The sequence below is a fragment of the Mycobacterium sp. URHB0044 genome, assembly GCF_000620625.1.
Taxonomy (GTDB): domain Bacteria; phylum Actinomycetota; class Actinomycetes; order Mycobacteriales; family Mycobacteriaceae; genus Mycobacterium.
Map to the genome: position 1 here is coordinate 227,249 of NZ_JIAW01000001.1, position 24,230 is coordinate 251,478.

A 24,230-nucleotide genomic window follows, 5' to 3' on the forward strand; every position below is an offset into this window, starting at 1 on the left:
TCACGTAGCGCTCATTGGTGCGGCTTACCGGCATGAGCAGTCCGGGGACGACGCGGCCACCAAGCCGCCGATACACCGCCTACGGTGCGGTGACGATGGTGTTGGTCGTCGGATGCCTCGTCCTGCTCGGTCTGCAGTTTCGAGGCGATCTGACGCCCAGCGCCCGATTGACACTCATCAGCGCCCGCGGAGGGCTATCGCTGGTGGCTGGCTCGCAGGTCACGCTCAACGGAGTCCACGTCGGCCGTGTCGTCAAGGTTGAGGCAATCGACGTATCCGGCAAGCCGAGGGCCAAGCTGACCCTTGACGTCGAGCCGCGCTATTTGAGTCTGATGCCAGCCAACGTCAACGTCGATATCGCCGCCTCGACGTTGTTTGGGAACAAGTTCGTGACCTTCTCCATCCCGAAGGACCCTGTGCCGGAACGGCTCGAACCATCTGACGTGATCGATGTCAGCTCGGTCACCACCGAGTTCAACTCGCTGTTCGACACGATGGTGTCCATCGCTGAGAAGGTTGATCCGGTCAAGCTGAACCAGACGCTCACCTCGGTCAGCGAGGCGCTCGACGGTTTCGGTGATCGGTTCGGGCGCTCGATCGTCAACGGCAACGACATTCTTGCCGACGTCAATCCCCAGATGCCGCAGATCCGCAGCGACATCCAGCGACTCGCCGACCTCAGCGAGGTCTACACGCGGGCGGCGCCCGATCTCTTCGACGGCCTGGACGACGCAGCCACCACCGCCGGCACACTGACAGATCAGGAGCGCAATCTAGACGCGGCACTGGTCGCAACACTGGGTTTCAGTAACACCAGTAAGGAACCGATCGCGCGCGCAGGGCTGTACATTGCGCGAGGCGCGAGTGACTTCCTGCCCACCAGCCAATTACTCGACGAGTACAGCCCGGAAATATTCTGCACCATCCGCAACTACCACGACGTCGAGCCCAAATCCGCTGCGGCTGGCGGAGGTAATGGCTACTCGGGCATCGCCCACACCGAACTCGTGGGCGCCGGAAACCCCTATGTCTATCCCGACAATCTTCCCCGCGTGAACGCCCGGGGCGGTCCCGAGGGCCGACCCGGCTGCTGGCAGCCCGTCACCCGTGACCTGTGGCCAATGCCGTATCTGGTCGTGGACACCGGCGCGTCCATCGCACCGTACAACCACTTGGGCCTCGGCCAGCCATCAATGACAGAGTACGTATGGGGACGCCAGGTCGGAGAGCGCACCATCAACCCCTAAGCCATCCTTGCGATCACTGGGGACTCCAAGGTATTACGCGCGAAGCTGGACAACCGCGGCGCGGGCGAGCAAGGTGGCTGCGCGCTTGTCGACAGCAGCGTTGCCGAAGATTTGTCGGTACCAGAGCAGGCCGAATAATTGATCGATCGCCAAGGTCTCCGCTGTCTTGTCGATCATCTCCCCGCGTTGACGAGCCTGCGCGAAGATCTGCGTCACCGCCGCGCGGCGGCTCGCGGAGAACTCGCCCAACAAAGTCATCGCATCCGCGTCGGCAAGAGCCTCACGCAGCACGCCGAGCATCACGGCACGCCCGCGTCCGGCACCCTTGAACGTGTCGGTGAGAAAGATCCGCAGATCCTTTTCAAGGTCGCCCGTGTCGGGAGTCGGCGAGATCACCTCCGCAACGCTGACAAGCGCGTCCAGCAGCACCGCGCCCTTCGATGGCCACCACCGGTAGATCGTCTGTTTGCTCACGCCGGCTCCCTGGGCTATCGAATCAACACTGATGGCGGAAGTGTCGTTCGACTGCAGTTGATCCACTGCGGAATCCAGGATTGCTTGTCGCGCCGCTTCATTACGACGACGCCCGGTGTGCTGACGTGCCTTCATGCCATCAGTATCGGGGTCCACGTTTGACAAGACTAGTAGTTCCGACAAAACTGGTTCCCATGCCCCCCACGAGCATCCAGCGCAAGCGCCGCATCGATTGGATTCGACGGCACGTCCTCAACCCGATCACCGTGCGCCTACCCACTCAGGTAGTGCTCGAGACCACCGGCCGAAAATCCGGCCTACCTCGACGCACACCGGTCGGCGGTAAGGTGGTCGATCGTCAGTTCTGGATGGTCGCCGGCGATGGCGAGTCCGCCTACGTGCGAAACATCAAGGCCAACGAAGCGATTCGCGTACGCATCAGGGGGCGCTGGCATGGGGGAACCGCCGTCTTGTTGCCAGACGACGACACTGTCTCGCGGCTCAAGCAGCTGCCGCGAATGAACAGCTCCATCGTGCGCGCGATGGGCATCAAGCCGCTCACCATTCGCGTAGACCTCGACTAGCGCCATGCCGGGCATGTGCTTGCAGTAGGTCCGCTACTCGGCGATGCCCTGGGCACCCTGGCCGTCGGCGGCGGTGGCGTTGCGCACGAAGGCGGTCTTGATACCGCCCGGGTGTACGCACGTCGTTATATGAACCCGATGTCCTTGAAATCGGATATCTCCACGTCGCCGTTGTGAGTGATGCCTGCGCTGTTGTAGACCTGATGCCCCACGCCGTAGTGGGCGACGACGTCGATGTCGAGAGCGCAAGACGTGCGCCTTTCGCCGCGACATTCAGCGCGAGGGCTCTGCCATGCCGGACCCGGCTCCGGTGATGACCGCGACTCAGCCGGTGAATTGGTGCATCTGGCTTCAGCTTTCGTGTCGCGCGGACGCGTCAATTGCAAAACCGTTCCTACGCCCGCCCCCATATGCGCTCCATGAGGGAATCTGATACCGGCACACGGTCGTCACCGTGCACCAGTTGGTCGAGCAGTCTGGTGCGAGCAGTGCAGCTAGTCGGTGAACTCAATCCGTACCGATATGGGCGTGGTTTCGAGTGCTTGCGTCATCTTGTACCCGAGCCTGCCAAACTTGCGACCCCTGGCAACGACGTCGTCATCGGGCCGCAACGTCGCAGTTCCGGAGCGCCACTGGCTGCCCTGTCGCACACGGATCTTCGGGTTGTCGACGATGTTGCTACCCCATCCGGAGCGGGTGCCGTGTTGGCTGATCAGCCACGCCCCGGTGCTGTCGAACTGCACCGACACGGGTACTCGCCGCGCCTTGCCGGTCTTGCGACCGATGGTTTCCAGTTCGGTGGCCATGGCAGTGCGCACCCCCAGCTTGCTCAACCCCTTAACCGCCGGGTTGAGCAGGTAGCGGCCCATGAGCCGTTCTCTGCGGAACTTCCGAAGCGTCTTGTTGTCATTTGTATTCGGCATTGTCAGGCCCTTCCCTATCTGTGGTGTGTTTGAAATTGGTGTTCTCTTCACGCACGGTCGTCGCCTCTCGTTGTCTCAGCGATCCGTCCGCCCGAGTAAGAGTGCGGACGTACCGGCGGCGACGGCCGACAACGCCACTCCTGGGGCCATCACCGTCGTCAAGCCGGTTACTTCCTTCCGTCGACCAGCCGCGATCCATGCTGCGGCGTCGACCGCATCCATCAGGATGTTGAGTCGGAGGAAATCCGCTGGGGAAGGGAAGCTGTCGAGCTTTGTCAGTCCAAGTGCGAGGGCGGCGTTGCGGATACCGAACATCCGTCCGTAGGCGACCGCCGGAGTGCCCGCTGTCCTCAAACCGAAGATGCGGGCCACGAGCGTTGGCGTGAAGAGGTGAGTTGCGGCGACGACGATGCGCCCAGCGATCAACATCTTCAGCGGAATGGATGACTTGAACACGTCAGAGTCGTTGTCGGGCAAGAGAGCTCTCCTTCTCGCCTACCGGTCGAGTGTTTGGAGTCGATCGGTCTCGGGGGCGATCGCACGAGGTGCCTTGTCGATGGCGGACGCCAACGGCGAACACGAACGTACCTCACTAGTGAATTACTAGCAACTAGTGGTATGCTAGTCGACAACGGGCTTCGGTCGGCCGTCGTTTCGTACGAAGGGATGTGATGGAACGTGGGGAAGTCGAAGGACGGCGAGGAAGTCGCGATAGAGCCGTATTGCCCCTACTTCGCCGCAGGTATGCGCTTGCTGGATCAACGCTGGACGGTCACCGTGCTACGAACGCTCGTGGCAGGACCCATGCGCTTTAGCGATATGTCCGCGGCCATCCCAGGAATCACCGACAGCACCCTGTCCAAGCGTCTCAAGGAGCTGGAGTCCGGGGGTCTCGTCACCCGGATAGTGCATCCGACGACACCGGTCCGAGTCGAGTACCGGCTCAGCGACATGGGGACCGCGTTGGGCGAGGTCCTCCTGCAGTTGAACGGATGGGCGCTCGAATGGATCGATTTGCCTTCGGACGAGCCAGGAATCAAAAAAGCTCAGCCAGGATGATGCCGGCTGGGGATCCCAGCGGGCTTGGATGGCGTGCGAGACGACTCTCGACGTCCACAGGTCGTGGTGCTTGGCGATCACTCGGCGGACGACATCTCTGAGATAGGCCGGTTGGCCACGTAACCTTTGAGCCCGACCGGCGACTGCGCGCGAACCTGGCTAACCCCGACGAGTGATTTGTTGACTGACGTCTCCCGCGGACGATTGGAATTGAGAACCTCCAGTACCGGATCTGACGTGTCGAAGTAACGTGGTCGGGCGTGACGAGCCTGCGGACCACCTCTGGTAGCCAGCGCATCTCACCGTTCGCCGCTGGCGCAGTATTGCCCATTGCTGCGGTTACCGCCGTATTGCATTGTGTCGCAGGCGTCTTGGTGGACGGCTACTGGTTCGACGAGGTTTACATGCTGGCCATCGGCCGCTTTCACCTCGACTGGGGATCGGCCGATCAACCACCCATGGCGCCGGCGCTGGCCTCGTTGGCCGACGCAGTCGCACCGGGTTCGCTGGTCGTGCTGCGCATCTCCGCCGTGCTCTCGACTGCCGGAGGCGTCGTGCTTGCCGGCGTCATCGCCCGTGAACTCGGATGTGACCGGTGTGCACAGGGATTGACCGCTGTAGCGCAGGCGACGGGAATCTGGACCACGCTGTTCGGCCACTGGCTGACGCCCTACACTCTGGAGCCCGCCCAGTGGCTGTTAATGATCTGGTTGCTGATGCGGTGGGTTCGGGTGCGCGACGACCGTCTGCTGCTCGCGCTCGGCGCCATTGCCGGTATCGCGGCATTGAACAAGTTTCAGGCGCTGTTGCTGTGTGCCGTGCTGGCGGTTGCGATTGCCGCTGTTGGGCCGCGCGAATTGCTGCGGAGGCCGATGCTGTGGGCGGGCGCGGGCGTCGCCGTGGTGATCGCGGCGCCGACGCTGGTGTGGCAACAGCGGCATGGATGGCCGCAAGTGCGTATGGTGCCGGTCGTCGCAGGCGAAGCCGAGGCTCTCTACGGTGGGCGCCCCGGCATCGCGGTGCAGCTGATCGCATCCGCGGGCGTGCTCGGAGCAGCCTTGGTGTTGTACGGCCTCTGGCGACTATTCCGCAACGACGAACTGCGTGACTACCGCTTCATCGGCGTCGCGTTCGTGATGCTGTATGCGGTGTTCGTGGCCACCGCCGGTCGCCCGTACTACCTCGCGGGCCTCTACGCACCGTTGGCCGCAGCAGGTGCGCTTGGGTTGCAGCGGCGCCGACAGACCGGCCCGAGCAGGCTGCGGTGGTTCGTCTGGCCCGGCTTGGCCCTGAGCGTGGCGGTGGCCGTCGGGACGCTGATCCTCTCGGTGTCGATCGTGCGTTCCGATGTCGGCGAGCAGATCGCCCAACGAACCGCAGCTGCGTATCACGCGCTGCCCCAGGGAAGACGTGACCGCACTGTGGTTTTCGGCGATTCCTACATCATCGCCGCCTATCTCGACGGCTACTCTGGGCGCTACCAACTGCCGCACGCCTACAGCGCCAACCGCAGCTACGGGTACTTCCCGCCACCACCTCCCGACCATGACGCGGTGCTTTACGTTGGACGCGATCCCGACGAGCTACGGCCGTACTTCAAGGACGTACGCACCGTCGGTGACGTCGGCGACGAAATGCACGCATATCTGCTGACGGGGCAACGACAGCCGTGGGACGCGATCTGGCCGCGGTTGCGGACGTTGACGGTGTCCTGAACCGTTCCACGACACGCTTCGAAACGCTCTCAGAACAGGTCCGGCGTTGACGGCGGCACGTCGTCGAGAAAAGCAGTCACCATCGGCACCAGTACTGCCGACTGCCCAGAAATGCCGATGTGCGACGTCGCCGGCAGGATCATGAGGCGGGCGGCTGGAACCCCCTGCAGCATCCCCGTAGCTGCCGCTTCCTCGTCGCCGCCACCGCGCAGCGCGAACATCGCCAGCGCATGCTCGGGCTTCACGCCATCCGCATCTCCGACGATCACCATCGTCTTCGCGGTGATCGAGCGCATCTCGTCGTCGCTGATGTTCTGGTCGTCGATGTTCAACACCTTCATCTTCTCGACATAGGTGTCGAACGCCTTGGCGTCCGCGGTGTGCTCCTTGAACGCCTTCTCGACGGGTGTACCGGCGAACGCGTCGGCGCTGAGACCTCCGATGGCGTCGAACACCGACGGGTACCAGCCGTCCTTGCGGTAGGTGGCGGACAGTGAGACCAGCTTGTCGACGAGTGTTGGGTGACGGATTGCGAGCTGCAGCGCGACGCCGCCGCCCTGCGAGTAACCCATCACGTCCGCGCGCTCAACCATCAAGGCGCGCAACAACTCCGCCGCATCGTCGGCGAACTGCTCGTACGACATCGCACGTGAGGTATCCGGGGTGCGGCCGTGCCCCTGTTGATCGAAGACGATCACAGCACGCTCGCCCACGAAGGCGGACACCCACGACGCCATCGAGCCGGTGGCCATGAACGCACCAGGGATGAGCAGCAACGGGAGCGTTTTCGACGTACCGAGCTCACCGTGCACCTCGTAGTAGAGGTTCAAGCCGTTGATCGGCAGGTGGCCACTGTGTGACGGCGTCGCTCCCATCATTCACTCCTATTGCTTTGGCCCGGAATGTCGTCTGATGTGTTGACCGGGCGCGGAGCTGCAAATCATCGACGCCACGACCACATCCCTCACATCGGGACGACCTCGGCGTTCAGGCGGGCAGTCGGTTGAGCTTGCGCACCTGGCGGTCGAAAATGCGCCACGGGACCAAGCGGCGCATGATGCTGACGCGCCGTGCCATGCCGACGGGATAGCGCATCTTCGGCTTGGAATCGGTCGACGCGGCGACGATCGCCTTGGCCACGAGGGCTGGGTCGTCGCCGCCCTTGATCTGGTCCACCATGTTCTGCTCGAAGACCTCACGCTGCTTGGCGTAGACGTTCAGGGGCATGTCTGCGCGGACGCTGTTGGCTTCGAAAGCCGTATTTGTATATGCGGGTTCGACGAGCAGGGCCCGCACGCCGTACTGGCGGACCTCGTGGTCGACGGATTCCGTGTAGCCCTCGACTGCGTGCTTGGAGGCGACGTATGTCGCCATGTAGGGCTGAGGTATCAACCCGAGGACCGACGAGATGTTGATGATGCGTCCGCTTCCCTGGGCGCGCATGTGCGGCAAGACGGCGTTCGTCATGCGGATGACGCCGAAGACGTTGATGCCGAAGACGTTTTGTGCCGCGGCAATGGAGTTCTCCTCGGCGGCGCCTGCCGACCCGATGCCGGCGTTGTTGACCAGCACGTCGATGCGCCCGAAGCGTTGGATCACCTGCCCGACAGCGGCGGTGACCGACTCGTCGCTGGCGACGTCGAGGTCGAGGAAGGTCACACCGTTGACGGGCGTCACGCGTGCGGTGTTGCGGCTGGTTCCGATCACCTCGAATCCTGCCTGGACCAGGGCGGTCGCGGCCGTCTTTCCAATGCCGGAGGACGCGCCGGTTACGAGGGCTATCGGTCGTTTCGCGGTAATCATGAGCTCCTTACTGAGTGGGTTGCGCGGCGCCGCTCGGCGTCGGCGCGGATACATATGTGTATCACTTAGCTCATCAACCGTGACATATCCGAATCTATTTCCGCGGTATTAGTAACGGTGGCGTAACCTTTATGGAAGGTGGTCCACAGACGTGAGGAGGCGCCATGGCTCGAGCACTGCGTGCAGATGCCGAGCGAAGTGTGCGCGCCATCCTGGAAGCGGCCGAGCGTGTACTGGCCGACGACGCAGGCGCCTCGATGGAGCAGATCGCCGAGGCGGCCGGGCTGACCCGGATCACGGTGCATCGCCGGTTCGCGAACCGGCAGGCGCTGCTAGAGGCGCTATCCGTCTCCGCGATGCAGCAGCTGCTGGACGCCATCGAAGAGGCCCGGCCCAATTCCGCACCCGCGCTCGTCGCAATGTACCGGGTCACCGCGAACGTGCTGCGGGTCAAGAGCGCGTGGCGATTCACCCTCAGCCACAACGCTTCCCTCAGCGAAGCGGCGGCCGCGCTCTGGGCCGACATCGATGCCCACACCATCGACCTCATGGCCCGCGCGCAACGCGAGGGGCTCATCGCGCCGACCACCGACCTGGAGTGGATGCGACAGGTGTACTACGCCCTGATGACCGAAGCGCTGAACAGGCCTGGCGCAAAGCAGGATTCAGAAGACCTCGACGCCCTGGCCACGCTCGTCATCGACACGCTCCTGCACGGCGGCGGACCGCGCGGCTAGTCCCGACCTCAGTTCGTTCGGTCGGCCCAGCCCGGCGGTAGCTCGCCGGGTGCCACGTCGATGACCGATTCGTCGTCGGCACCGACGTGTTCGAAGAGCGTGATGTAGGCGAACTCCGGGACGACGTAGATCGGATAGGTCGGGCCTTCGTCGCGGTAGGCCTGCATCTCGTCGAGGTGGTCGTTCTGGAAGCACACCGTGCGCTCACCGTGTTCGCGGATCCACTGCGGGAAGAAGATCACGCCGTGCAGCCGGCGCTTGGCCGGCATCACGTTGACGGCCACCGACGTGCCGGTGGGCTCGGTCCAGGACACCTTGAAGCTGTCGTCGTCCAGTTGAACGAGGTCGACCTCTTGGCCCTTGACCCAACGCCCGCCGACGTGTCCGGAGTGGATGCGGTAGTCGATCGTGCGCTCGTTCTTGACGTACATCTCGTACTGCCAACCGTTGGCGTAGGTGTAGATGAACCGATGCCCGACGATGCCGGACAGATCTTGTGGCGGAACGGGGTCGTTGACTGTGGGCATGTATCGCTTTCCGTCGGAGGGCAGGTCGACACATGCCCGCTCCGAGCGGTCTCAAACACCAGATGCTGGCAGAGTCATGACGGCGTCGCCGCTGGGTCTTGGCGGGCGGCAGGAAAGGAAGGGTGTCCCTTGAGTCGGTTCGATGTCGTCGAGGCGGGGATCGCGGAACTGCGGGGAGCACTGGAAGCGGGACTGGTGACGAGCGTCGGCCTCGTCGACGCCTACCTCGCCCGTATCGATGCCTTCGATCGGCATGGCCCGCAGTTGAATGCCGTGGTGGTGATGAACCCGCGTGCGCGAGACGAGGCACTGGCGTCCGACGAACGGCGGTCCCGGGGACGCCCGCTCGGCCCTCTCGACGGGATTCCCTACACGGCCAAGGACAGCTTCCTCGCCGCGGGCTTGACCGCAGCCGCGGGTTCACACGCATTCGAGCACCTCGTCGCGCAGCGCGACGCGTTCGCCATTGAACGGCTACGTGCCGGCGGTGCGATCCTCATCGGTCTGACGAACATGCCCCCGATGGCCAACGGCGGCATGCAGCGTGGTCTGTACGGCCGCGCGGAAAGTCCCTACAACGCCGACTATCTGACGTCGGCGTTCGGTTCGGGTTCCTCGAACGGATCGGGGACGGCGACCGCCGCGAGCTTCGCCGCCTTCGGGCTCGGTGAGGAGACCTGGTCGAGCGGGCGAGCCCCGGCCGCGAACAACGGCCTGTGCGCCTACACCCCGTCGCGCGGGGTGATCTCGGTCCGAGGCAACTGGCCGCTCGTTCCCACGATGGACGTCGTCGTCCCGCACACCCGCACCATGGCCGACATGTTCGAGGTGCTCGACGTCATCGTTGCCGACGATCCGCAGACCCGCGGGGACTTCTGGCGCGTGCAGCCGTGGATTGACGTCCCCAAGGCCTCCACCGTGCGCCCGCACTCCTATCCCGCGCTGGCAGAGACCGCAAATGCCTTGTCGGGAAGGCGATTCGGCGTGCCGAGGATGTACGTCAACGCCGATCCCGACGCCGGGACCGCCGAGCATCCGGGCATCGGCGGGGCCACCGGCCAGCGCATCGAGACCCGGCCATCGATGCTGGACCTGTTCTGGGCGGCGACGGCCGACCTCGAAGCCGCCGGTGCCGAAGTCGTGCTGGTCGACTTCCCCGTGGTGTCCAACTACGAAGGTGATCGCCCCGGCGCCCCGACGATCCGCACGCGCGGACTGGTCAGCGCGGAGTTCCTGGACCGCGAGATCATGGACCTCGCGGCCTGGTCGTGGGACGACTTCCTGCGAGCCAACGACGACCCGGCGCTGAACCGGCTCGCCGCCGTCGACGGCAGCTTGATCTGGGTGGATCCGCCCGGCGCACTGCCCGACCGCGCCGCGGGCTTCGGCGACGACATCACCGCCTACCCGGCATTCATTCGCGAGCATCCCATCGGGGCCCTGGTCGAAATACCCCATCTCGCAGAAGGTTTGCGCGGACTCGAGCAGACCCGGCACCTCGACTTCGAGGAATGGATGGACGAGCTTGGGCTCGATGCGGTGCTCTTTCCCACCGTCGCCGACGTGGGCCCCGCCGACATGGACGTCACTGAAGCGTCGGCCGACCTTGGCTGGCGCAACGGGGTGTGGGTCGCCAACGGCAACCTCGTGCCCAGGCACCTCGGGATCCCGACGGTCAGCGTGCCGATGGGCACCATGGCCGACATCGGCATGCCTGCCGGTATCACGTTCGCTGGCCGCGCATACGCCGACAACGCGCTCCTGGCACTGGCCGCGGCGTTCGAGGCCACCGGCACGAGGCGCACCGAACCACCACGGACACCTAGGATTTAGCGGCGGTAGTCCTCATCGGTGACGTGTTCCAGCCACTCGACGGCGTTGCCATCGACGGTGCCTTGAATGGCGATGTGCGTCATCGCGGCGCTGTCCGTGGCCCCGTGCCAATGCTTGACTCCCGGTGGTGTCCAGATCACGTCCCCGGGGTTGATGGGTTGCTTCACCCCGTCCCACTGCTGTATCCATCCGCTTCCCGACGTGACGACGAGCGTCTGCCCGGCGGGGTGGGTGTGCCAGGCCGTTCGCGCGCACGGGCTGAACGACACTTCGGCCGACCCGAATTGACGGACATCGTAGGGGTCGAAGAGCGGTTTGACGCTCACCTCGCCGGTGAAGGTAGTACCCGGTCCGGCAACGGCCGGGCGTGCGTCGCTGCGGGAGATCTCCATCGTTGGCATGTGCATCCTTTCTGTTGGGGGTGCGCCAGATATGCAGGGCACCACGGTTATTCGTGTGCTTACCGAGCCAGTTCCACGGTCGCGGTGAAGTCGCCGGACCGTTGGACCAGGGCCTGCATGTCGCCGTCGATCTCACCGATGCGCATGATGCCCGTCCAGTAGCCGACGTCGCCGTAGTACAGCACCAAGTCTCCGTCGGGCGCCCAGTATCCAAGGTGGCCCGAGCGGGCATCATTGCCTGCCGGCATACCGGCAGTCGACAACTTGCGAGGCAGTGGAGACGTCTTCTCCTTGCCGTTCAGGTCGCGGAAGGTCAAGGTCAGCGGCAGCATTGAGGCGAGGTCGTCGGCCGTGGCGTTGTCGAACAGACGACCCGTCAGCACGACGTCACCGATGACGACGCGAAAGGGCGTCCCGGTGGCCGCGGTCGAACCGCCTGACGTCTTGGCGGGCGAGCTGGGTTGGCTGCTTTCGCCCGCAGCGCATGCCATCAAGAGCAGCGCGACGGATGCGGTGTGTACGAGACCGGCCAGCCACCGCGCCGTGTACATCCGCTGTCCGCTCATGTCAGGGGCTGTTCGGCCGTTTCCGCCGCTTGATTCGCGGTCCAGGACGCCAGCAGGTCGAGTGCGTGCGCCGTCGGGGAGGCGGGTTCGGCGACGTACAGCGTCAGGGTCAGCCCCGGATCGGAGATCATGTCGACGCTCTCGTAGAACAGTTCGAGGTCGCCGACGACGTCGTGGTGAAACGTCTTCGCCCCGGCTCCGTGTGTCCGGACGTCGTGGGCCCCCCACCGACGGCGGAAGTCGATGCTGCGGGTGGACAGTTCGCCGACGAGATCCTGAAGCAGGTCGTCGTGCGGGTCACGGCCGGCCTCGGTACGCAGAATGGCCACGCAGATGTCCGCCGCCTCATCCCAGTGCGGATAGAAGGTGCGCGAATCCTCGTGCAGGAAGGTGAACCTGGCGAAGTTCGGGGGCCTGCTGGGATCGCTGTCGTACAGCGCCGCATGCATGCCCCTACCGAGGTGGTTGACGGCCAACAGGTCCATCCGTCCATTGCGGATGATCGCGGGTGCGTTGAACTTGTCGAGGGCCCACTGCAAGCTGGGCCGCGGAGTCCACTTCTTCGCCGGCCGACGTCGGGGGCGCATGCCGGCGCTGGTGCCGTCGGCGGCGTGCGCGAGGTGGAACAGGTGGGCGCGTTCGGCGTCGTCGAGTTGTAGGGCTCTGGCGATCGCGTCGAGGATCGAGGCCGAGACACCGGCCAGGCTGCCGCGTTCGAGCTTGCTGTAGTACTCGATGCTGACTCCGGCGAGTGATGCCACTTCACCGCGGCGCAGTCCAGGTACCCGTCGGTTGCCGAACACGGGTACGCCGGCCTGCTGCGGCGTGATCTTGGCTCGCCGCGACATCAGGAATTCGCGAACCTCGGCGCGGTTGTCCATGCCAGTCACGGTACGAGGGCTTTGCTCCCCGTGGGATGCACTGTCGATACACCCATCGTCAGGGACTCCCAGCACCGTTTGCGCCGGTGTTTCCTCGAAGACATGGACACCCGCCCGACCACTCGGCTGCCATTCGTCACCTACGTCCTGGCGATCGGCACCTTCCTGATGGGCACGACGGAATTCATCATTGCCGGCCTGCTCCCCGAGATCGCCAACGACCTCGACGTCACACCAGCGCGGGCGGGTCTGCTCATCACCGTCTTCGCGGTCGGGATGATCGTGGGAACGCCCGGCATGGCGATCCTGACCTTGAGCCTGCCCCGCCGGACGACGCTGGCCTTGGCACTGAGCGTGTTCGTCGTCGGGCACGTCGTGGTTGCACTCGGCTCGGGCTTCACCGTGTTACTCATCGCCCGGTTCGTCACTGCTTTGGCCACCGGCGCGTTCTGGGCGGTCGCCGCCGTCGTCGCGAGCCGTGTCTCCGGCCCGGCAGCGAGTTCACGCGCCGTCGGGGTCGTGCTGGGCGGCGGCATGCTCGCCAACGTCATCGGCGTCCCGCTCGGCGCATCCGCCGGTCAGCTGATCGGGTGGCGCGGGCCCTTCTGGGTGCTTGCTGTTCTGGCCGTCGTCGCCATCGTCCTCGTCGTGCGGTACGTCCCACGGGACGACCCCGCGCAGTCGCCGCCTTCGGTGCGGTCCGAGCTCGCCAGCCTGCGTTCTGGGCGGGTGTGGCTCGTGCTGGCGTCGGCCACCATGATCATGGGCGGCACACTCGCCACCTACAGTTTCATCGCGCCGCTATTGACGAACCGCGCCGGGCTGCCTGCCAATCTCGTCCCTCTGGCGCTGGTGGGGTTCGGCGTCGGGGCCCTCGCGGGTTCCTTTCTCGGCGGCAGACTCGGCGACACCCGCCCGTACGCCACCACGATCATCGCGGCGGGTGCCACCGCCGCCACCCTGCTCGCCATCTGCCTGCTGTCTCAGCACACCTTGCCGACGGTCATCCTCATCGCCGTGCTGGGGCTGACGTCCATGACAGTCAACCCCATCCTGATCGCCCTGGCGGTCCGCTTCGCCAACCGAGCCCCGACCCTTGCCTCGGCGCTGAGCACCTCGGCGTTCAACCTCGGCACGGCCGTCGGATCCTGGATCGCCGGAGGCGCCCTGGCCTCTCCGCTACGCGAACTCGGGCCGCCCATCGTCGGCACGGTCGTCGCGATGCTCACACTGGCGCCTCTCGCAGCACTCGCATTCGCGCACCGCAGTCGCAGCCAGCGCGCCGCACCCAGAGACCTCAACGATGACCGTCGGTACGAGCGGACCCACGCATATTGCGCGCCAACCCATTCGACGCCCTAACCCTATCAATTGCATGGCGAATCCACACAACGTGGGACCGCCGCGACCAAAAGGAGATCCCATCATGAATACGACACTCGATAACCGCCGGCGCCACGGCTTGTTGAAGCTGGCCAGCGGCGCAGCAGTCCTTGGCGTCCTGGCCACGGCGGGATGCGCACCCTCTGAACGGGACTCGTCATCCGCGCCCACCTCGACGCAGCCCGCGGCGAACTTGCCCACCGGCGATACGTCCCGCGGAGCCGACAACTTCTACACCAGTGACCGTGTCACCGTGCAGAAGGTGACGTTCAAGAATCAGTATCAGATGAATGTGACCGGAAACCTGTTCGTCCCCAACGACATGGACCGCAACGCCAAGAACGCGGCGATGGTGGTGGGACATCCCATGGGTGCGGTCAAGGAGCAGAGCGCCAACCTGTACGCCACCAAGCTGGCCGAGCAGGGATTCGTCACCATGTCCCTGGACCTGTCCTTCTGGGGTGAGAGCGAGGGTCAACCACGCAACTTGGTGGCACCCGATGTCTACACCGAAGACTTCAGTGCCGCCGTGGATTACCTACGCACCCAGTCGTTCGTCGACACCGAGCGGATCGGCGCGCTCGGCGTCTGCGGCAGTGGCAGCTTCGTCGTCAGTGCCGCCAAGATCGATCCGCGCATCAAGGCCGTGGCCACCGTCAGCATGTACGACATGGGCGGTGTCACCCGCAACGGGCTGCGTCATTCGGTCACCCCCGAACAGCGTCGAGAAGTCCTGGCCCGGGCCGCGCAGCAGCGGGACGTCGAATTCGCCGGTGGTGAAACGGAATTCACCGGAGGTACGCCCGAAGAACTCACCGATCAGTCAACCCCGATCGACCGCGAATTCTACGACTTCTACCGCACGGCGAGGGGGCATAGCCCGGACACGTCGACGCACCCCACGCTGAGCAGCAACGTGCGATTCATGAACTTCTATCCCTTCGAGGACATCGAGACGATCTCTCCGCGTCCGATGCTGTTCATCGCCGGCGACCAGGCCCACTCGCGAGAGTTCAGCGAAGAGGCGTATCAGCTTGCCGCCGAGCCCAAGCAACTGGTGATCGTCCCCGGTGCCGGTCACGTCGACCTCTACGACCGCGTCGACCTCATCCCGTTCGACACGCTGGCCAACTTCTTCCGGAACAATCTGAGGGCTCGGCAGTAATTCGCGCGTTCTAGACGTCGCCGCCTGGCGACGGCGCGCCTGCCAACGACCGTCCATTGAAAGGGTCTAGATAAATGACCGGGACTCGGATCTTGATAGTGACTGTCACAATGGGTACGTTCTGAGTGTGGGCATTCTCGACGGCAAGGTGGCTCTCGTCACGGGCGCCGGGCAGGGCGTCGGCCGTGGCATCGCCCTGGCAATGGCAAAAGAGGGCGCCATCGTCGCCGTCGTCGACCGCAACGGCGAAACGGGCGCAGAGACAACCGCTCTCATCGAGGCACTGGGCGGCCAAGCGCTCTGCCGCATCTGCGACGTCAGCAGCTCGGACGAGGCGAACACCTGTGTCGCCGCAATCGTCGAGGCCACCGGCACGGTGGACATCCTGGTGAACAACGCCGTCGACGCCGCAGTTGGCATTCCACTGCAAGACGTCGATGACGAGCAGTTCCTGATTTCCTTTGCCAGTGGACCATTCGCCTCGTTCTGGTTCATGCGGGCGTGCTTCCCGTACCTCAAGGGCGGTGGGCGAGTCATCAATCTGCGGTCGGGAACCGAGAATCAGTCGATGGTGGGCTACGGCGCCTATGTGGCGGCCAAAGCCGCTGTCGGCGGCCTGACTCGCGCGGCGGCTCGTGAATGGGGACGCCATGGCATCACGGTCAATGCCCTCGCACCGTTCGCGCTCAGCCCCAGCGCCGAAGCGGACCTTGCTGGCCAGCCCGGCCGGCTCGAAGCCGTCTATCGGCAGTTGTCGATTCCGCGTTCCGGCGACGTCGAGGCCGACGTGGGACGAGCCGCCGTCTTCCTCGCCGGACCGGACGCCTCGTTCATCACCGGCTGCACGCTGTCAGTGGACGGCGGCGGATCGTTCTTCGCATAGTGCCTTGATGCACGAAACCCAAGGGAGACAACGATGTCAGAACTCAACGAGCGCGAAGCCGAAGCCCTGGAGTCGTATCGCCGCTACGTCGCACAACGCGAACGATGCGTGGCGGGAGACGCGCCGTGGTCGACGATCGGCCAGTGGTTCACCGAGGACGCGGTCTTCATCGACCCGGCCTGGGGTCGGGTGGAAGGCCGCGACGTGATCACCCGATACCTCGACCACTCGATGACCGGATTCGAGGGGTGGAGCTTCCCCGAAGAGTGGACGATGGTCGACGGCGACCGCCTCGTCACCTACTGGTGGAATCGCCTGCCCGGGACCCGCGCGGACGGGTCCCACTATCAAGCCCCGGCGTTCTCCCTGCTCCACTACGCAGGCGACGGCCTGTTCGACTACGAGCTGGATCTGATGAACATCGCCGAGGTCGGTGAGCTGGTAGTGGAGTCTGCCTGGATGCCGGGTGCAGGGATGTCCGTCCCAGGACCGCACCCCGACCGCAACATCACCCCACCACGCCTCGAAAAACCCTGACCGGCATGGCCTCCGACGCAGGGTTCAACCTGTCCGCCGTCGTCGACACGGTCGCCCGCGCCGTCCCCGACCAAGATGTACTGGTCTGGCGTGACCGCAGGTTCACCTACCGCGAAATGAACACCCGCGTCGACGGCGTGGCGCACTACCTGGTGCAGCGCGGCCTCGGCTGCCACACCGAGCGCGCCGGCCTGGCCGGTCACCTCTCAGGACAGGACCACGTCGGGCTATACCTGCGAAATTGCAACCAGTACCTCGAATCCATGGTGGCCGGCTTCCGTGCACGGGTCGCACCGTTCAACGTCAACTACCGCTACGTCGAGGTGGAGTTGCTCTACCTACTCCGCGATGCGCAGACGAAGGCACTGGTCTATCACGCAGAATTCGCACCGTGGGTGGCCGCGATCCGCGACCGTCTTCCCGAACTCGGCGTCCTCATCCAGGTCTCCGACGACAGCGGCAACGAGTTGCTTTCTGGCGCAGTTGATTACGACGCGATCGTCGGTACAACCGCCCCCGCGGCAGGCATGCCCACGCCGACTGGTGACGACCTGTTCATTCTCTACACCGGGGGCACGACCGGGATGCCCAAGGGCGTGCTGTGGCGCCAGGACGACGTGTTCATCACGTCCATGGGTGGCACCCCGTACGGCACGTCAAACCCGATGACGTCCTACGCCGAGATCGCGGCATCGGCCGTGAACGCCAAGGGCGGCGTATCGATGCTCATGGTCCCGCCGTTCATGCACGGGGCCGCACAGTGGTCGGCCTTCCACATGATCACCCTCGGCGGAAAGGTCGTACTCCTCGACAACGTCGAGCACTTCGACCCGGCCGATGCCCTGACACTCGCGATACGCGAGAAGGTCATCAGCATCCCCATCGTCGGTGACGCGGTCGCCCGCCCGCTGCTCGACGAGATCCGGCGCGGCACCTACGACCTGTCCGGACTTACCGCCATCAACAACGGCAGCGCGCCACTGACGCCCGGGGTGCGTGCGCAACTACTCGACGCAGTGCCGCACATCGTCGTGACCGACGTTGCAGGGGCATCCGAAACCGGCCTTCAGATGAGCACGATGTCCATCAAGGGGATGGAGGCCGACACCGCGACGTTCACCCCGGTACCCACCACGACCGTCGTCGACGAACAGTTCACGCGCACAATGGGACCGGGGGAAGGCAGCGGCTGGCTGGCCCAGCGCGGCCGCGTGCCCATCGGCTACCTCGGAGACCCGGACAAGACCGCCCGCACCTTCCCCGTCATCGACGGCGTCCGCTACGCGATCCCCGGCGACCGGGCCGAACTGCTCGAGGACGGTCGGATCGTCCTGCTCGGTCGAGACAGCGTCACCATCAACTCCGGTGGCGAGAAGATCTTCGTCGAGGAGGTCGAACGCGCGATCGCCGCACATCCCGCGGTGCGCGACGTCGTGGTGGTGGGCCGGCCGTCCGAGCGGTGGGGTAGCGAGGCAGTCGCCGTCGTGCAGATCGCCGAGGGCGTCAGCGTCAGCGATGAAGACCTCTTGGCGGAGTGCGGCCGTCACGTCGCTCGCTACAAGGTGCCGAAGGCGATCGTGCGCTGCGCTCGCGTCGAACGATCGCCGTCCGGCAAGGCCGACTATCGCTGGGCCCAGACACGCGCGATCGGATGAACGGGGAGAAGCCATGGCAAGACAACGGGCGAGCGAGGCCGACTACGTCGTCGTCGGATCGGGAAGCTCCGGTAGTGCGGTCGCCGGGCGGCTCGCCCAAGCCGGTCACTCCGTCATCCTGCTCGAAGCGGGCAAGAGCGACGAGAAGTTCCTGATCAAGAAGCCCGGCATGATCGGCCCGATGCACGCCGTGCCGCAGCTCAAGAAGACCGTCGACTGGGGCTTCTACTCGACCCCGCAGAAGCACCTCCTCGACCGCAAGATGCCGGCCCCGCGCGGCAAGATCGTCGGCGGCTCGAGCTCGATCAACGGCATGGTCTACGTGCGTGGCAACCGCGCCAACTTCGACGCCTGGGCCGCCGAGGGCAACGAGGGCTGGGACGCCGATTCGGTCAACGCGGCGTACAAGCGCATGGAGGACTACGAGGGTGGCGAGGACGCCTACCGCGGAGCAGGCGGTCCAATTCGCATCACCCGTAACAAGTTTCCGCAAGAGGGAACCTGGCGATTCCTCGAGGCCACCGCCGCCGCGCTGGGTGTGCCGATCAACGAGGACTACAAACGGGGAGCGCCAGGAGGGCATCTCCCGGATGCAGCAGAACGCCGCCGACGGCCTCCGGTACAGCGCATCGCGCGGCTACGTCCATCACCTCGCCCCGGCCACGTTGAGCCTGCAAAGCCGGGTGATGGTGAACAAGGTCAACATCGACAACGGCCGGGCCGTCGGCGTCGAGGTGACCGACAAGAACGGTTCCAGGCGAACGATCCGCGCGGGCAAGGAGGTCATCCTCTCGGCGGGCTTCGTCGGCTCGGCGCAGCTACTGATGCTCTCGGGTGTCGGGCACGCCCAGCACCTGCGCGACCATGGCATCCAGGTCATCGCGGATCTGCCGGTCGGCGACAACCTGCACGATCATCTGTTCCATGCGATGACGTTCCACACCACCTCGACCAAGATGAGGGGCAGCGCGGGCTTCTTCGCCCGTGGCATTGCCAGGGAGGTCCTCCGGCCCGGGACGACGTTCCTGGCCAATTCCGTCTTCGAGTCGGTTGGCTTCGTGCAGACCTCGCAGGCCACGAACGGCATTCCGGATCTTCAGCTGCACATGCTGCCGTGGGCTTACGTCTCGCCGAACCAGGACGAGCCGATCATGCACGACGTGGACCCGCGCACTGCGATGACGGTCTTCGCGACCTTGATCTACCCGAAGAGCCGCGGCACGCTGCGCCTGGCTTCGGCCGACCCGACCGCGTCGCCGCTCATCGACTACGGCTATCTGACCGACGACGTCGACTTCGAGCTGCTCGTCGAGGGCACGGCCATGATCCGCGAGATCATGGCGCACGACGCCTTCGCCGGCTCCGTGCTGGAAGAGATCCATCCCGGCGTCGACCTGCAGGGCAGCGAGCTGCGGCGGGCGATGCTCAACCGGGTGAACTCGGTCTACCACGGTGTCGGCACCTGCCGGATGGGCGTCGACGAACTGTCCGTCGTGGACCCGAGCCTGAAGGTGCGTGGCGTCGAAGGGCTTCGGGTGGCGGACGCCTCGATCATGCCGTCGATCACCGGCGGCAACACCAACGCCCCGGCGATCATGATCGGCGAGAAGGCCGCGAGCATCATCCTCGGCGGATGAGGGCGCTCACCTTGAATGGTAGTCACTCTAATCTTGACAGTGACTCTCAATCGCGGCTTGAATGACTCCCATGGCGATTCGAGTGGTGCAGTGGGCGACGGGTGGCGTTGGCAAGGCGGCGATCGAGGGGGTGCTGGCGCATCCCGACCTCGAGTTGGTGGGCGCATGGGTGCACTCGGAGAGCAAGCACGGCAAGGACGTCGGCGAACTCGTCGGCCTCGACCCGGTCGGGGTGACCGCGACGACCAGCATGGACGACATCCTCGCCCTCGACGCTGACTGCGTGGTCTACAGCCCGCTGCTGCCGAACGAGGACGAGGTGGTCGCGCTCCTTCGGTCGGGCAAGAGCGTCGTCACGCCCGTCGGTTGGGTCTATCCCGACCTGGAGAACTGCAAGGCCATCCTCGACGCTTGCGCCGAGGGTGGAAGTACGTTGCACGGCACCGGCATTCACCCGGGTGGCATCACTGAGCGGTTCCCACTGATGGTCTCCGCTCTGACCTCGGGGGTCACGCATGTGCGTTCGGAGGAGTTCAGCGACATCCGCACGTACAACGCACCCGACGTCGTCCGCCACATCATGGGGTTCGGCGTGACGCCGGAGGCGGCGATGGCCGGACCGATCGTCGACCTGCTGGCCGCGGGCTTCAAGGCGTCGGTTCGCATGATCGTCACGGAGATGGGTTTCGACGTCGATCCCGAGCTCGAGACGGTGCAGGAGGTTGCCGTCGCCACCGTGCCGATCGATACGCCGGTCGGCGTCATCGAGCCGGGCCAAGTCGCCGCGCGAAAGTTCCACTGGCGCGCGCTCGTCGACGGAACACCGGTCGTCACCGCAAGCGTCAACTGGTTCATGGGGGAGGAGCACTTCGACCCCGCCTGGAGTTTCGGGCCCGAGGGGGAGCGGTTCGAGGTCGAGATCAGCGGTGAACCCGACGTAAAGCTCACGTTCAAGGGCCTACAACCCGAAACCATCGAAGAGGGGCTAGTGCGCAACCCCGGCATCGTGGTCACGGCCAACCACTGCGTCAGCGCGATCCCCTACGTCGTCGCCGCCGAACCGGGCATCAAGACCTATCTCGATCTGCCGTTATTGGCCGGCCGCGCGGCGCCGCAATTCGGGCTGGGCCGGACGAAGTGATCCTCGACGACTTTCGGCTCGACGGACGCGTCGCGGTCATCACCGGCGCCGGTCAGGGTATCGGTCGCGGGATTGCGCTCGGGCTGGCCGAGGCGGGGGCCACCGTCGTGATCGGCGCGCGTACCCAGGCCGACCTCGACGACGTGGTCGCGTGCGTCGAGGAGGCTGGCGGTAGTGCTCTCGCCGTGGTCACGGACGTCCTCGTGGAAGAGCAACGGCGCCGGCTCATCGACTCTGCGGTCGATCGATTCGGCCGTCTCGACGTCCTCGTCAACAACGCAGGCGGTACGGGTCCACGGCCCGCGATGGCGACCTCGGAGCGGTTCTTCGACATGGCGATGAAGTTCAACGTCACCGCGCCGTTCCTCATGAGTCAGCTTGCGGCTCAGGCGATGGTGGACACCGCGGGCAGCGGAGCGATCGTCAACATCTCCTCGCGGTCCTCCGACATGGTGCTGAGCGCGTTCGTCGCGTACGGCGCGGGGAAGGCCGCGCTCAATCAGATGACGCGCAACCTTGCCGGGGAGTTCGCACCCTTTGTCCGGGTGAACGCGATCGTCGTCGGCGGCGTTGCGACCCAGGGTCTCGAAGTCGTTCTCACCAACGACGAGTTGCGCGCCCAGTTCGAAGCCAACACCCCGATGGGGCGGCCGGGAACGCCGAGGGACATCGCCTGTGCCGCGCTCTATTTGGCGTCCCCTGCGTCATCCTGGGTCACCGGCAAGCTGCTGCACGTCGACGGCGGCTGCGAGCAGCCCGCGATGGACGTCCCGGTGCCGCGGTTGCGTCCGAGTCGCTGACGCGTGAACGCTGGAATGCCAACGGTTCTCGTCGCAGGCTTGGGTGACGTCGGGCTCCTCACCGCGATCCACCTCTCCCGTCATGCCAACGTGGTCGGCGTCTCCGCGAAGCCCGAACTGGTGACCGGCCAGGAACTGGGCGTGCGGTTGGCGAGACCGGACGACTGGGCGCGTGACAACCGAGTCGCCTTCGAACGCTACCGGCGGCTCGATCGCGTGCGCCGCGTGCATGGGACGCTGACTGGCCTCGACCTGGAAGCGCGCGAGGTCACCGTCCGCCTGGCCGACGGCAGCGTCGCGGCCGAGGCGTACGACGTGCTGGTGGTGTCGACCGGTGTGACGAACGGATTCTGGCGCACCCCCGCCTTGCAGTCACGGGAGGAGATCGATGCCGCGATCCAAATCCATCACCAGACCGTTGCCGACGCAAGGTCGGTGATCGTCATCGGTGGCGGAGCCGCAGCAGTCAGCGCCGCCGCCAATCTACGGATCAGATGGCCGCACAAGATGATCGACCTCTACTATCCCGGCGAGCGCGCCTTGCCGCAGCACCATCCACGCGCCTGGGAGCAGGTGCGCCGCCGCCTCGTCGACCTCGGCATCGGTCTCCATCCCGGGCACCGCGCGGTGGTGCCGGACGGCTTCGCGTGCGACGAAATCACCCACCAGCAGGTGCAGTGGAGTACCGGGCAACCCGCAAGCGAGGCCGACGCCGTCGTGTGGGCCATCGGCCGGGTGCGACCCAACACCGGCTGGCTGCCCGACTCGCTCCTCGACGAGCACGGCTTCGTGAAGGTCGGTCCCACCCTCCAAACACTATCCTGCCCAGAGGTTTTCGCCATCGGCGACGTTGCCGCCACCGATCCGTTGCGTTCCTCCGCCCGCAACCGCGCTGATGGCTTGCTGGCCAGGAACATTCGCGCTTACCTGGCGGGCGGCCCGCTCAAGGACTACCGCGCTGCCGGCTTCCGGTGGGGGTCCGTGCTCGGCGTCCAGGACGACGGTCTGCTGTTCTTCGCGTCCGACGGTCGCACGATCCAGATTCCGGCGTGGGTCATCAACCGGGTGCTGCTGCCGTGGGTCGTCCGACGCGGGTTCTACCGCGGCGTTCGGCGGGCCTGAGAAATCGCTGCGTACGGCCAGAAGCGATACGCCACGAGTATCGGCACGATCGCCCACGGCAGGTTCATCGGCAGGTAGAGCCACAGGTGCGGCGGGCTGTCGGGTCCGAGGAACGTCTGCATGAAGTAGAAGTACATATTCATCACCGCGCTGACGGCATAGACCAAGGCCACGGCGTCCAGCCACGGCCACGACTTGAGTTTCCAGAGTGCGACCGTGAGCACGACGAGCAGCGGCAGCTGTACGAAGGTGTCGTAGAGGAGTGACGCCTGCAACGCAGGCGGCATGACCAAATGCTGAGGCTCCTGCTCGACGGCCCAGGTGTGCAACCAACGCAACACCGGCCACGGGCTGTCGGGCGCGATGGCCACTCCCAGCCCCTCCGGCAGACTCAGCGCGACGGCGTTGATGATGCCAAGCACGAAGGCAGGCAACAGGAGATAGTCGATTGGACGCCGGGCGAGGGGCCTGGCGGTCGTGATCACGCTCATCGTCGCCGCCGACGTCGCGGAGGGGGGATGGGCCCGTCGTCGCCGCGGGTCACCAGCTGGAGCGCCTGTTCGGTGAGGGCGTGCAGGGATTCACTCTGACCGTAGGTGAGCCACCACTCGTAGGTGTATTCAACCGCGGCCACCGCAGCGCGGACCAGTACACCGGCTCGCATGTCAGCCGCGGGATCGGCGTTGCCCAAGCGCGATGCGACCGCGCCGATGAGTTCGTCGCAGTCCGCGCGGTTGAGCAGGGAGGCTCGCCGCAACTCTGCGGGCGCCGAGGCCATTGCACGCCGCCACAGTTCCAGTGTCTCGTCGTCGTTCACGAACTGCGAGGTGCGCGCGAGGATGGCCGCTGCGATGGAATCCGCGACGTCCTCGTCCGCCGGGCGGGCGCGGAAGTTGGCGACGATTTGTGCCCGCCCGCGCTGGGTCGCTCCGAGCAGGAGGTGTTCCTTGCTCGGCACGTGCCGGAAGAAGGTACTCGGCGAAATGCCGACCTCGTCCGCGATCGCTTCCGTGGTGACGTTGTCGAAACCCTGTGCGGCGAACAAGCGTAGGGCGGCTTGCTGAATTTCAGCGCGCAGCGCAATGCGCTGCCGTTCGCGTAGCGGAATCGATGCGTTGCCCTCGGTTTGATCGGCTTCCTTCTGTGTGATGGGCATG

Annotated in this window: 26 protein-coding genes and 1 pseudogene; 16 read left to right on the forward strand and 11 right to left on the reverse strand. The window is 65.4% G+C overall.

What is annotated here, in order from left to right; translation table 11 throughout:
* The first annotated feature begins 32 nt into the window (after positions 1-32).
* Positions 33-1,247, forward strand: coding sequence for an MCE family protein (locus N536_RS0101030; protein WP_029111907.1), 1,215 nt, complete (start codon positions 33-35; stop codon positions 1,245-1,247).
* 33 nt (positions 1,248-1,280) lie between these two features.
* Here the strand turns inward: N536_RS0101030 and N536_RS0101035 are convergent, their stop codons facing one another.
* The gene (locus N536_RS0101035) at positions 1,281-1,856 is read right to left on the reverse strand and encodes a TetR/AcrR family transcriptional regulator (RefSeq protein WP_029111908.1); all 576 of its coding nucleotides are present in this window, start codon (positions 1,854-1,856) and stop codon (positions 1,281-1,283) included.
* A 59-nt stretch (positions 1,857-1,915) separates the two neighbouring features.
* On the opposite strand from N536_RS0101035, the gene N536_RS0101040 reads away from it, so the two are divergent.
* A complete protein-coding gene (locus tag N536_RS0101040) occupies positions 1,916-2,305 on the forward strand; it encodes a nitroreductase/quinone reductase family protein (protein WP_029111909.1) in 390 nt (129 codons plus the stop codon).
* 494 nt (positions 2,306-2,799) lie between these two features.
* Here the strand turns inward: N536_RS0101040 and N536_RS0101050 are convergent, their stop codons facing one another.
* Positions 2,800-3,228 carry a nitroreductase family deazaflavin-dependent oxidoreductase gene (locus N536_RS0101050; protein ID WP_029111910.1) on the reverse strand — a complete coding sequence of 143 codons (429 nt, stop codon included), beginning with the start codon at positions 3,226-3,228 and terminating at the stop codon, positions 2,800-2,802.
* Positions 3,229-3,303: 75 nt separating this feature from the next.
* A complete protein-coding gene (locus tag N536_RS0101055) occupies positions 3,304-3,705 on the reverse strand; it encodes a hypothetical protein (protein WP_029111911.1) in 402 nt (133 codons plus the stop codon).
* 201 nt (positions 3,706-3,906) lie between these two features.
* On the opposite strand from N536_RS0101055, the gene N536_RS37025 reads away from it, so the two are divergent.
* Both N536_RS37025 and N536_RS0101065 read left to right on the forward strand, forming a co-directional pair.
* Entirely contained in the window at positions 3,907-4,287 is a 381-nt protein-coding gene (locus N536_RS37025) for a helix-turn-helix domain-containing protein (RefSeq protein WP_051574133.1), read from the forward strand.
* A gap of 260 nt (positions 4,288-4,547) precedes the next feature.
* Positions 4,548-6,002, forward strand: a complete 1,455-nt coding sequence (locus tag N536_RS0101065; RefSeq protein WP_029111912.1) for a glycosyltransferase family 39 protein — start codon at positions 4,548-4,550, stop codon at positions 6,000-6,002.
* 29 nt (positions 6,003-6,031) lie between these two features.
* Here N536_RS0101065 and N536_RS0101070 read toward each other — a convergent pair whose 3' ends face one another.
* Positions 6,032-6,877 (reverse strand): alpha/beta fold hydrolase, encoded by an 846-nt coding sequence (locus tag N536_RS0101070; RefSeq protein WP_029111913.1) that lies wholly within the window; start codon positions 6,875-6,877, stop codon positions 6,032-6,034.
* 112 nt (positions 6,878-6,989) lie between these two features.
* Entirely contained in the window at positions 6,990-7,805 is an 816-nt protein-coding gene (locus tag N536_RS0101075; protein WP_029111914.1) for an oxidoreductase, read from the reverse strand.
* Positions 7,806-7,969: 164 nt separating this feature from the next.
* On the opposite strand from N536_RS0101075, the gene N536_RS0101080 reads away from it, so the two are divergent.
* A complete protein-coding gene (locus N536_RS0101080; RefSeq protein ID WP_029111915.1) occupies positions 7,970-8,542 on the forward strand; it encodes a TetR/AcrR family transcriptional regulator in 573 nt (190 codons plus the stop codon).
* A gap of 8 nt (positions 8,543-8,550) precedes the next feature.
* Here N536_RS0101080 and N536_RS0101085 read toward each other — a convergent pair whose 3' ends face one another.
* Positions 8,551-9,069 (reverse strand): phenolic acid decarboxylase, encoded by a 519-nt coding sequence (locus tag N536_RS0101085; protein WP_029111916.1) that lies wholly within the window; start codon positions 9,067-9,069, stop codon positions 8,551-8,553.
* 129 nt (positions 9,070-9,198) lie between these two features.
* On the opposite strand from N536_RS0101085, the gene N536_RS0101090 reads away from it, so the two are divergent.
* Complete coding sequence (locus N536_RS0101090; RefSeq protein ID WP_029111917.1) at positions 9,199-10,902, forward strand: amidase; 1,704 nt, start codon at positions 9,199-9,201, stop codon at positions 10,900-10,902.
* Here the strand turns inward: N536_RS0101090 and N536_RS0101095 are convergent.
* From N536_RS0101095 to N536_RS0101105, 3 genes are read right to left on the reverse strand one after another with little or no spacing between them, the layout of a single operon-like run.
* Positions 10,899-11,303 carry a cupin domain-containing protein gene (locus N536_RS0101095; RefSeq protein ID WP_197040039.1) on the reverse strand — a complete coding sequence of 135 codons (405 nt, stop codon included), beginning with the start codon at positions 11,301-11,303 and terminating at the stop codon, positions 10,899-10,901. The genes N536_RS0101090 and N536_RS0101095 overlap by 4 nt on opposite strands.
* A 59-nt stretch (positions 11,304-11,362) precedes the next feature.
* Positions 11,363-11,869, reverse strand: coding sequence for a cyclophilin-like fold protein (locus tag N536_RS37030; protein WP_155948367.1), 507 nt, complete (start codon positions 11,867-11,869; stop codon positions 11,363-11,365).
* Positions 11,866-12,750, reverse strand: coding sequence for a helix-turn-helix transcriptional regulator (locus tag N536_RS0101105; protein ID WP_029111920.1), 885 nt, complete (start codon positions 12,748-12,750; stop codon positions 11,866-11,868). The genes N536_RS37030 and N536_RS0101105 overlap by 4 nt, the downstream gene beginning before the upstream one ends.
* Before the next feature lie 102 nt (positions 12,751-12,852).
* On the opposite strand from N536_RS0101105, the gene N536_RS37035 reads away from it, so the two are divergent.
* The 10 genes and pseudogenes from N536_RS37035 to N536_RS0101150 all read left to right on the forward strand — a co-directional run bounded on the left by N536_RS37035 (position 12,853) and on the right by N536_RS0101150 (position 23,073).
* The gene (locus N536_RS37035; RefSeq protein ID WP_051574135.1) at positions 12,853-14,112 is read left to right on the forward strand and encodes an MFS transporter; all 1,260 of its coding nucleotides are present in this window, start codon (positions 12,853-12,855) and stop codon (positions 14,110-14,112) included.
* A gap of 64 nt (positions 14,113-14,176) precedes the next feature.
* Entirely contained in the window at positions 14,177-15,298 is a 1,122-nt protein-coding gene (locus N536_RS0101115) for an alpha/beta hydrolase (protein ID WP_029111921.1), read from the forward strand.
* Positions 15,299-15,425: 127 nt separating this feature from the next.
* Complete coding sequence (locus N536_RS0101120) at positions 15,426-16,181, forward strand: SDR family NAD(P)-dependent oxidoreductase (RefSeq protein ID WP_029111922.1); 756 nt, start codon at positions 15,426-15,428, stop codon at positions 16,179-16,181.
* A gap of 33 nt (positions 16,182-16,214) precedes the next feature.
* Positions 16,215-16,718 (forward strand): nuclear transport factor 2 family protein, encoded by a 504-nt coding sequence (locus tag N536_RS0101125; RefSeq protein WP_029111923.1) that lies wholly within the window; start codon positions 16,215-16,217, stop codon positions 16,716-16,718.
* Between the two features lie 5 nt (positions 16,719-16,723).
* On the forward strand, positions 16,724-18,373 hold the full coding sequence (locus N536_RS0101130) for an acyl-CoA synthetase (protein ID WP_029111924.1): 1,650 nt from the start codon (positions 16,724-16,726) through the stop codon (positions 18,371-18,373).
* 13 nt (positions 18,374-18,386) lie between these two features.
* Positions 18,387-18,860 (forward strand): annotated as a pseudogene (locus N536_RS43280) (GMC family oxidoreductase N-terminal domain-containing protein); the annotation flags it as partial.
* A 103-nt stretch (positions 18,861-18,963) separates the two neighbouring features.
* Positions 18,964-20,010, forward strand: a complete 1,047-nt coding sequence (locus tag N536_RS43285; protein ID WP_255358387.1) for a GMC family oxidoreductase — start codon at positions 18,964-18,966, stop codon at positions 20,008-20,010.
* 61 nt (positions 20,011-20,071) lie between these two features.
* Complete coding sequence (locus N536_RS0101140; protein WP_029111925.1) at positions 20,072-21,151, forward strand: dihydrodipicolinate reductase; 1,080 nt, start codon at positions 20,072-20,074, stop codon at positions 21,149-21,151.
* Complete coding sequence (locus N536_RS0101145) at positions 21,148-21,951, forward strand: glucose 1-dehydrogenase (RefSeq protein ID WP_029111926.1); 804 nt, start codon at positions 21,148-21,150, stop codon at positions 21,949-21,951. The genes N536_RS0101140 and N536_RS0101145 overlap by 4 nt, the downstream gene beginning before the upstream one ends.
* A 15-nt stretch (positions 21,952-21,966) precedes the next feature.
* The gene (locus N536_RS0101150; protein WP_036434936.1) at positions 21,967-23,073 is read left to right on the forward strand and encodes an FAD-dependent oxidoreductase; all 1,107 of its coding nucleotides are present in this window, start codon (positions 21,967-21,969) and stop codon (positions 23,071-23,073) included.
* On the opposite strand, the gene N536_RS0101155 is transcribed toward N536_RS0101150, so the two are convergent.
* Positions 23,049-23,564 carry an emopamil-binding family protein gene (locus tag N536_RS0101155; RefSeq protein ID WP_029111928.1) on the reverse strand — a complete coding sequence of 172 codons (516 nt, stop codon included), beginning with the start codon at positions 23,562-23,564 and terminating at the stop codon, positions 23,049-23,051. The two genes, N536_RS0101150 and N536_RS0101155, sit on opposite strands and share 25 nt — an antisense overlap.
* On the reverse strand, positions 23,561-24,229 hold the full coding sequence (locus N536_RS0101160) for a TetR family transcriptional regulator (RefSeq protein WP_051574136.1): 669 nt from the start codon (positions 24,227-24,229) through the stop codon (positions 23,561-23,563). Before N536_RS0101160 ends, N536_RS0101155 begins: the two co-directional genes overlap by 4 nt.
* Position 24,230 lies beyond the last annotated feature (1 nt).

Bases quoted from the DNA above. Each gene is read 5' to 3' on its own strand.
- N536_RS0101160 (WP_051574136.1), bottom strand. From the start codon at position 24,229: ATGCCCATCACACAGAAGGAAGCCGATCAAACCGAGGGCAACGCATCG.
- N536_RS0101095 (WP_197040039.1), bottom strand. From the start codon at position 11,303: ATGCCAACGATGGAGATCTCCCGCAGCGACGCACGCCCGGCCGTTGCC.
- N536_RS0101035 (WP_029111908.1), bottom strand. From the start codon at position 1,856: ATGAAGGCACGTCAGCACACCGGGCGTCGTCGTAATGAAGCGGCGCGA.
- N536_RS0101075 (WP_029111914.1), bottom strand. From the start codon at position 7,805: ATGATTACCGCGAAACGACCGATAGCCCTCGTAACCGGCGCGTCCTCC.
- N536_RS0101030 (WP_029111907.1), top strand. From the start codon at position 33: ATGAGCAGTCCGGGGACGACGCGGCCACCAAGCCGCCGATACACCGCC.
- N536_RS37035 (WP_051574135.1), top strand. From the start codon at position 12,853: ATGGACACCCGCCCGACCACTCGGCTGCCATTCGTCACCTACGTCCTG.
- N536_RS43285 (WP_255358387.1), top strand. From the start codon at position 18,964: ATGCAGCAGAACGCCGCCGACGGCCTCCGGTACAGCGCATCGCGCGGC.
- N536_RS0101115 (WP_029111921.1), top strand. From the start codon at position 14,177: ATGAATACGACACTCGATAACCGCCGGCGCCACGGCTTGTTGAAGCTG.
- N536_RS0101125 (WP_029111923.1), top strand. From the start codon at position 16,215: ATGTCAGAACTCAACGAGCGCGAAGCCGAAGCCCTGGAGTCGTATCGC.
- N536_RS0101150 (WP_036434936.1), top strand. From the start codon at position 21,967: ATGCCAACGGTTCTCGTCGCAGGCTTGGGTGACGTCGGGCTCCTCACC.
- N536_RS0101140 (WP_029111925.1), top strand. From the start codon at position 20,072: ATGACTCCCATGGCGATTCGAGTGGTGCAGTGGGCGACGGGTGGCGTT.
- N536_RS37030 (WP_155948367.1), bottom strand. From the start codon at position 11,869: ATGAGCGGACAGCGGATGTACACGGCGCGGTGGCTGGCCGGTCTCGTA.
- N536_RS0101070 (WP_029111913.1), bottom strand. From the start codon at position 6,877: ATGGGAGCGACGCCGTCACACAGTGGCCACCTGCCGATCAACGGCTTG.
- N536_RS0101040 (WP_029111909.1), top strand. From the start codon at position 1,916: ATGCCCCCCACGAGCATCCAGCGCAAGCGCCGCATCGATTGGATTCGA.
- N536_RS0101155 (WP_029111928.1), bottom strand. From the start codon at position 23,564: ATGAGCGTGATCACGACCGCCAGGCCCCTCGCCCGGCGTCCAATCGAC.
- N536_RS0101050 (WP_029111910.1), bottom strand. From the start codon at position 3,228: ATGCCGAATACAAATGACAACAAGACGCTTCGGAAGTTCCGCAGAGAA.
- N536_RS0101105 (WP_029111920.1), bottom strand. From the start codon at position 12,750: ATGGACAACCGCGCCGAGGTTCGCGAATTCCTGATGTCGCGGCGAGCC.
- N536_RS0101085 (WP_029111916.1), bottom strand. From the start codon at position 9,069: ATGCCCACAGTCAACGACCCCGTTCCGCCACAAGATCTGTCCGGCATC.
- N536_RS0101130 (WP_029111924.1), top strand. From the start codon at position 16,724: ATGGCCTCCGACGCAGGGTTCAACCTGTCCGCCGTCGTCGACACGGTC.
- N536_RS0101080 (WP_029111915.1), top strand. From the start codon at position 7,970: ATGGCTCGAGCACTGCGTGCAGATGCCGAGCGAAGTGTGCGCGCCATC.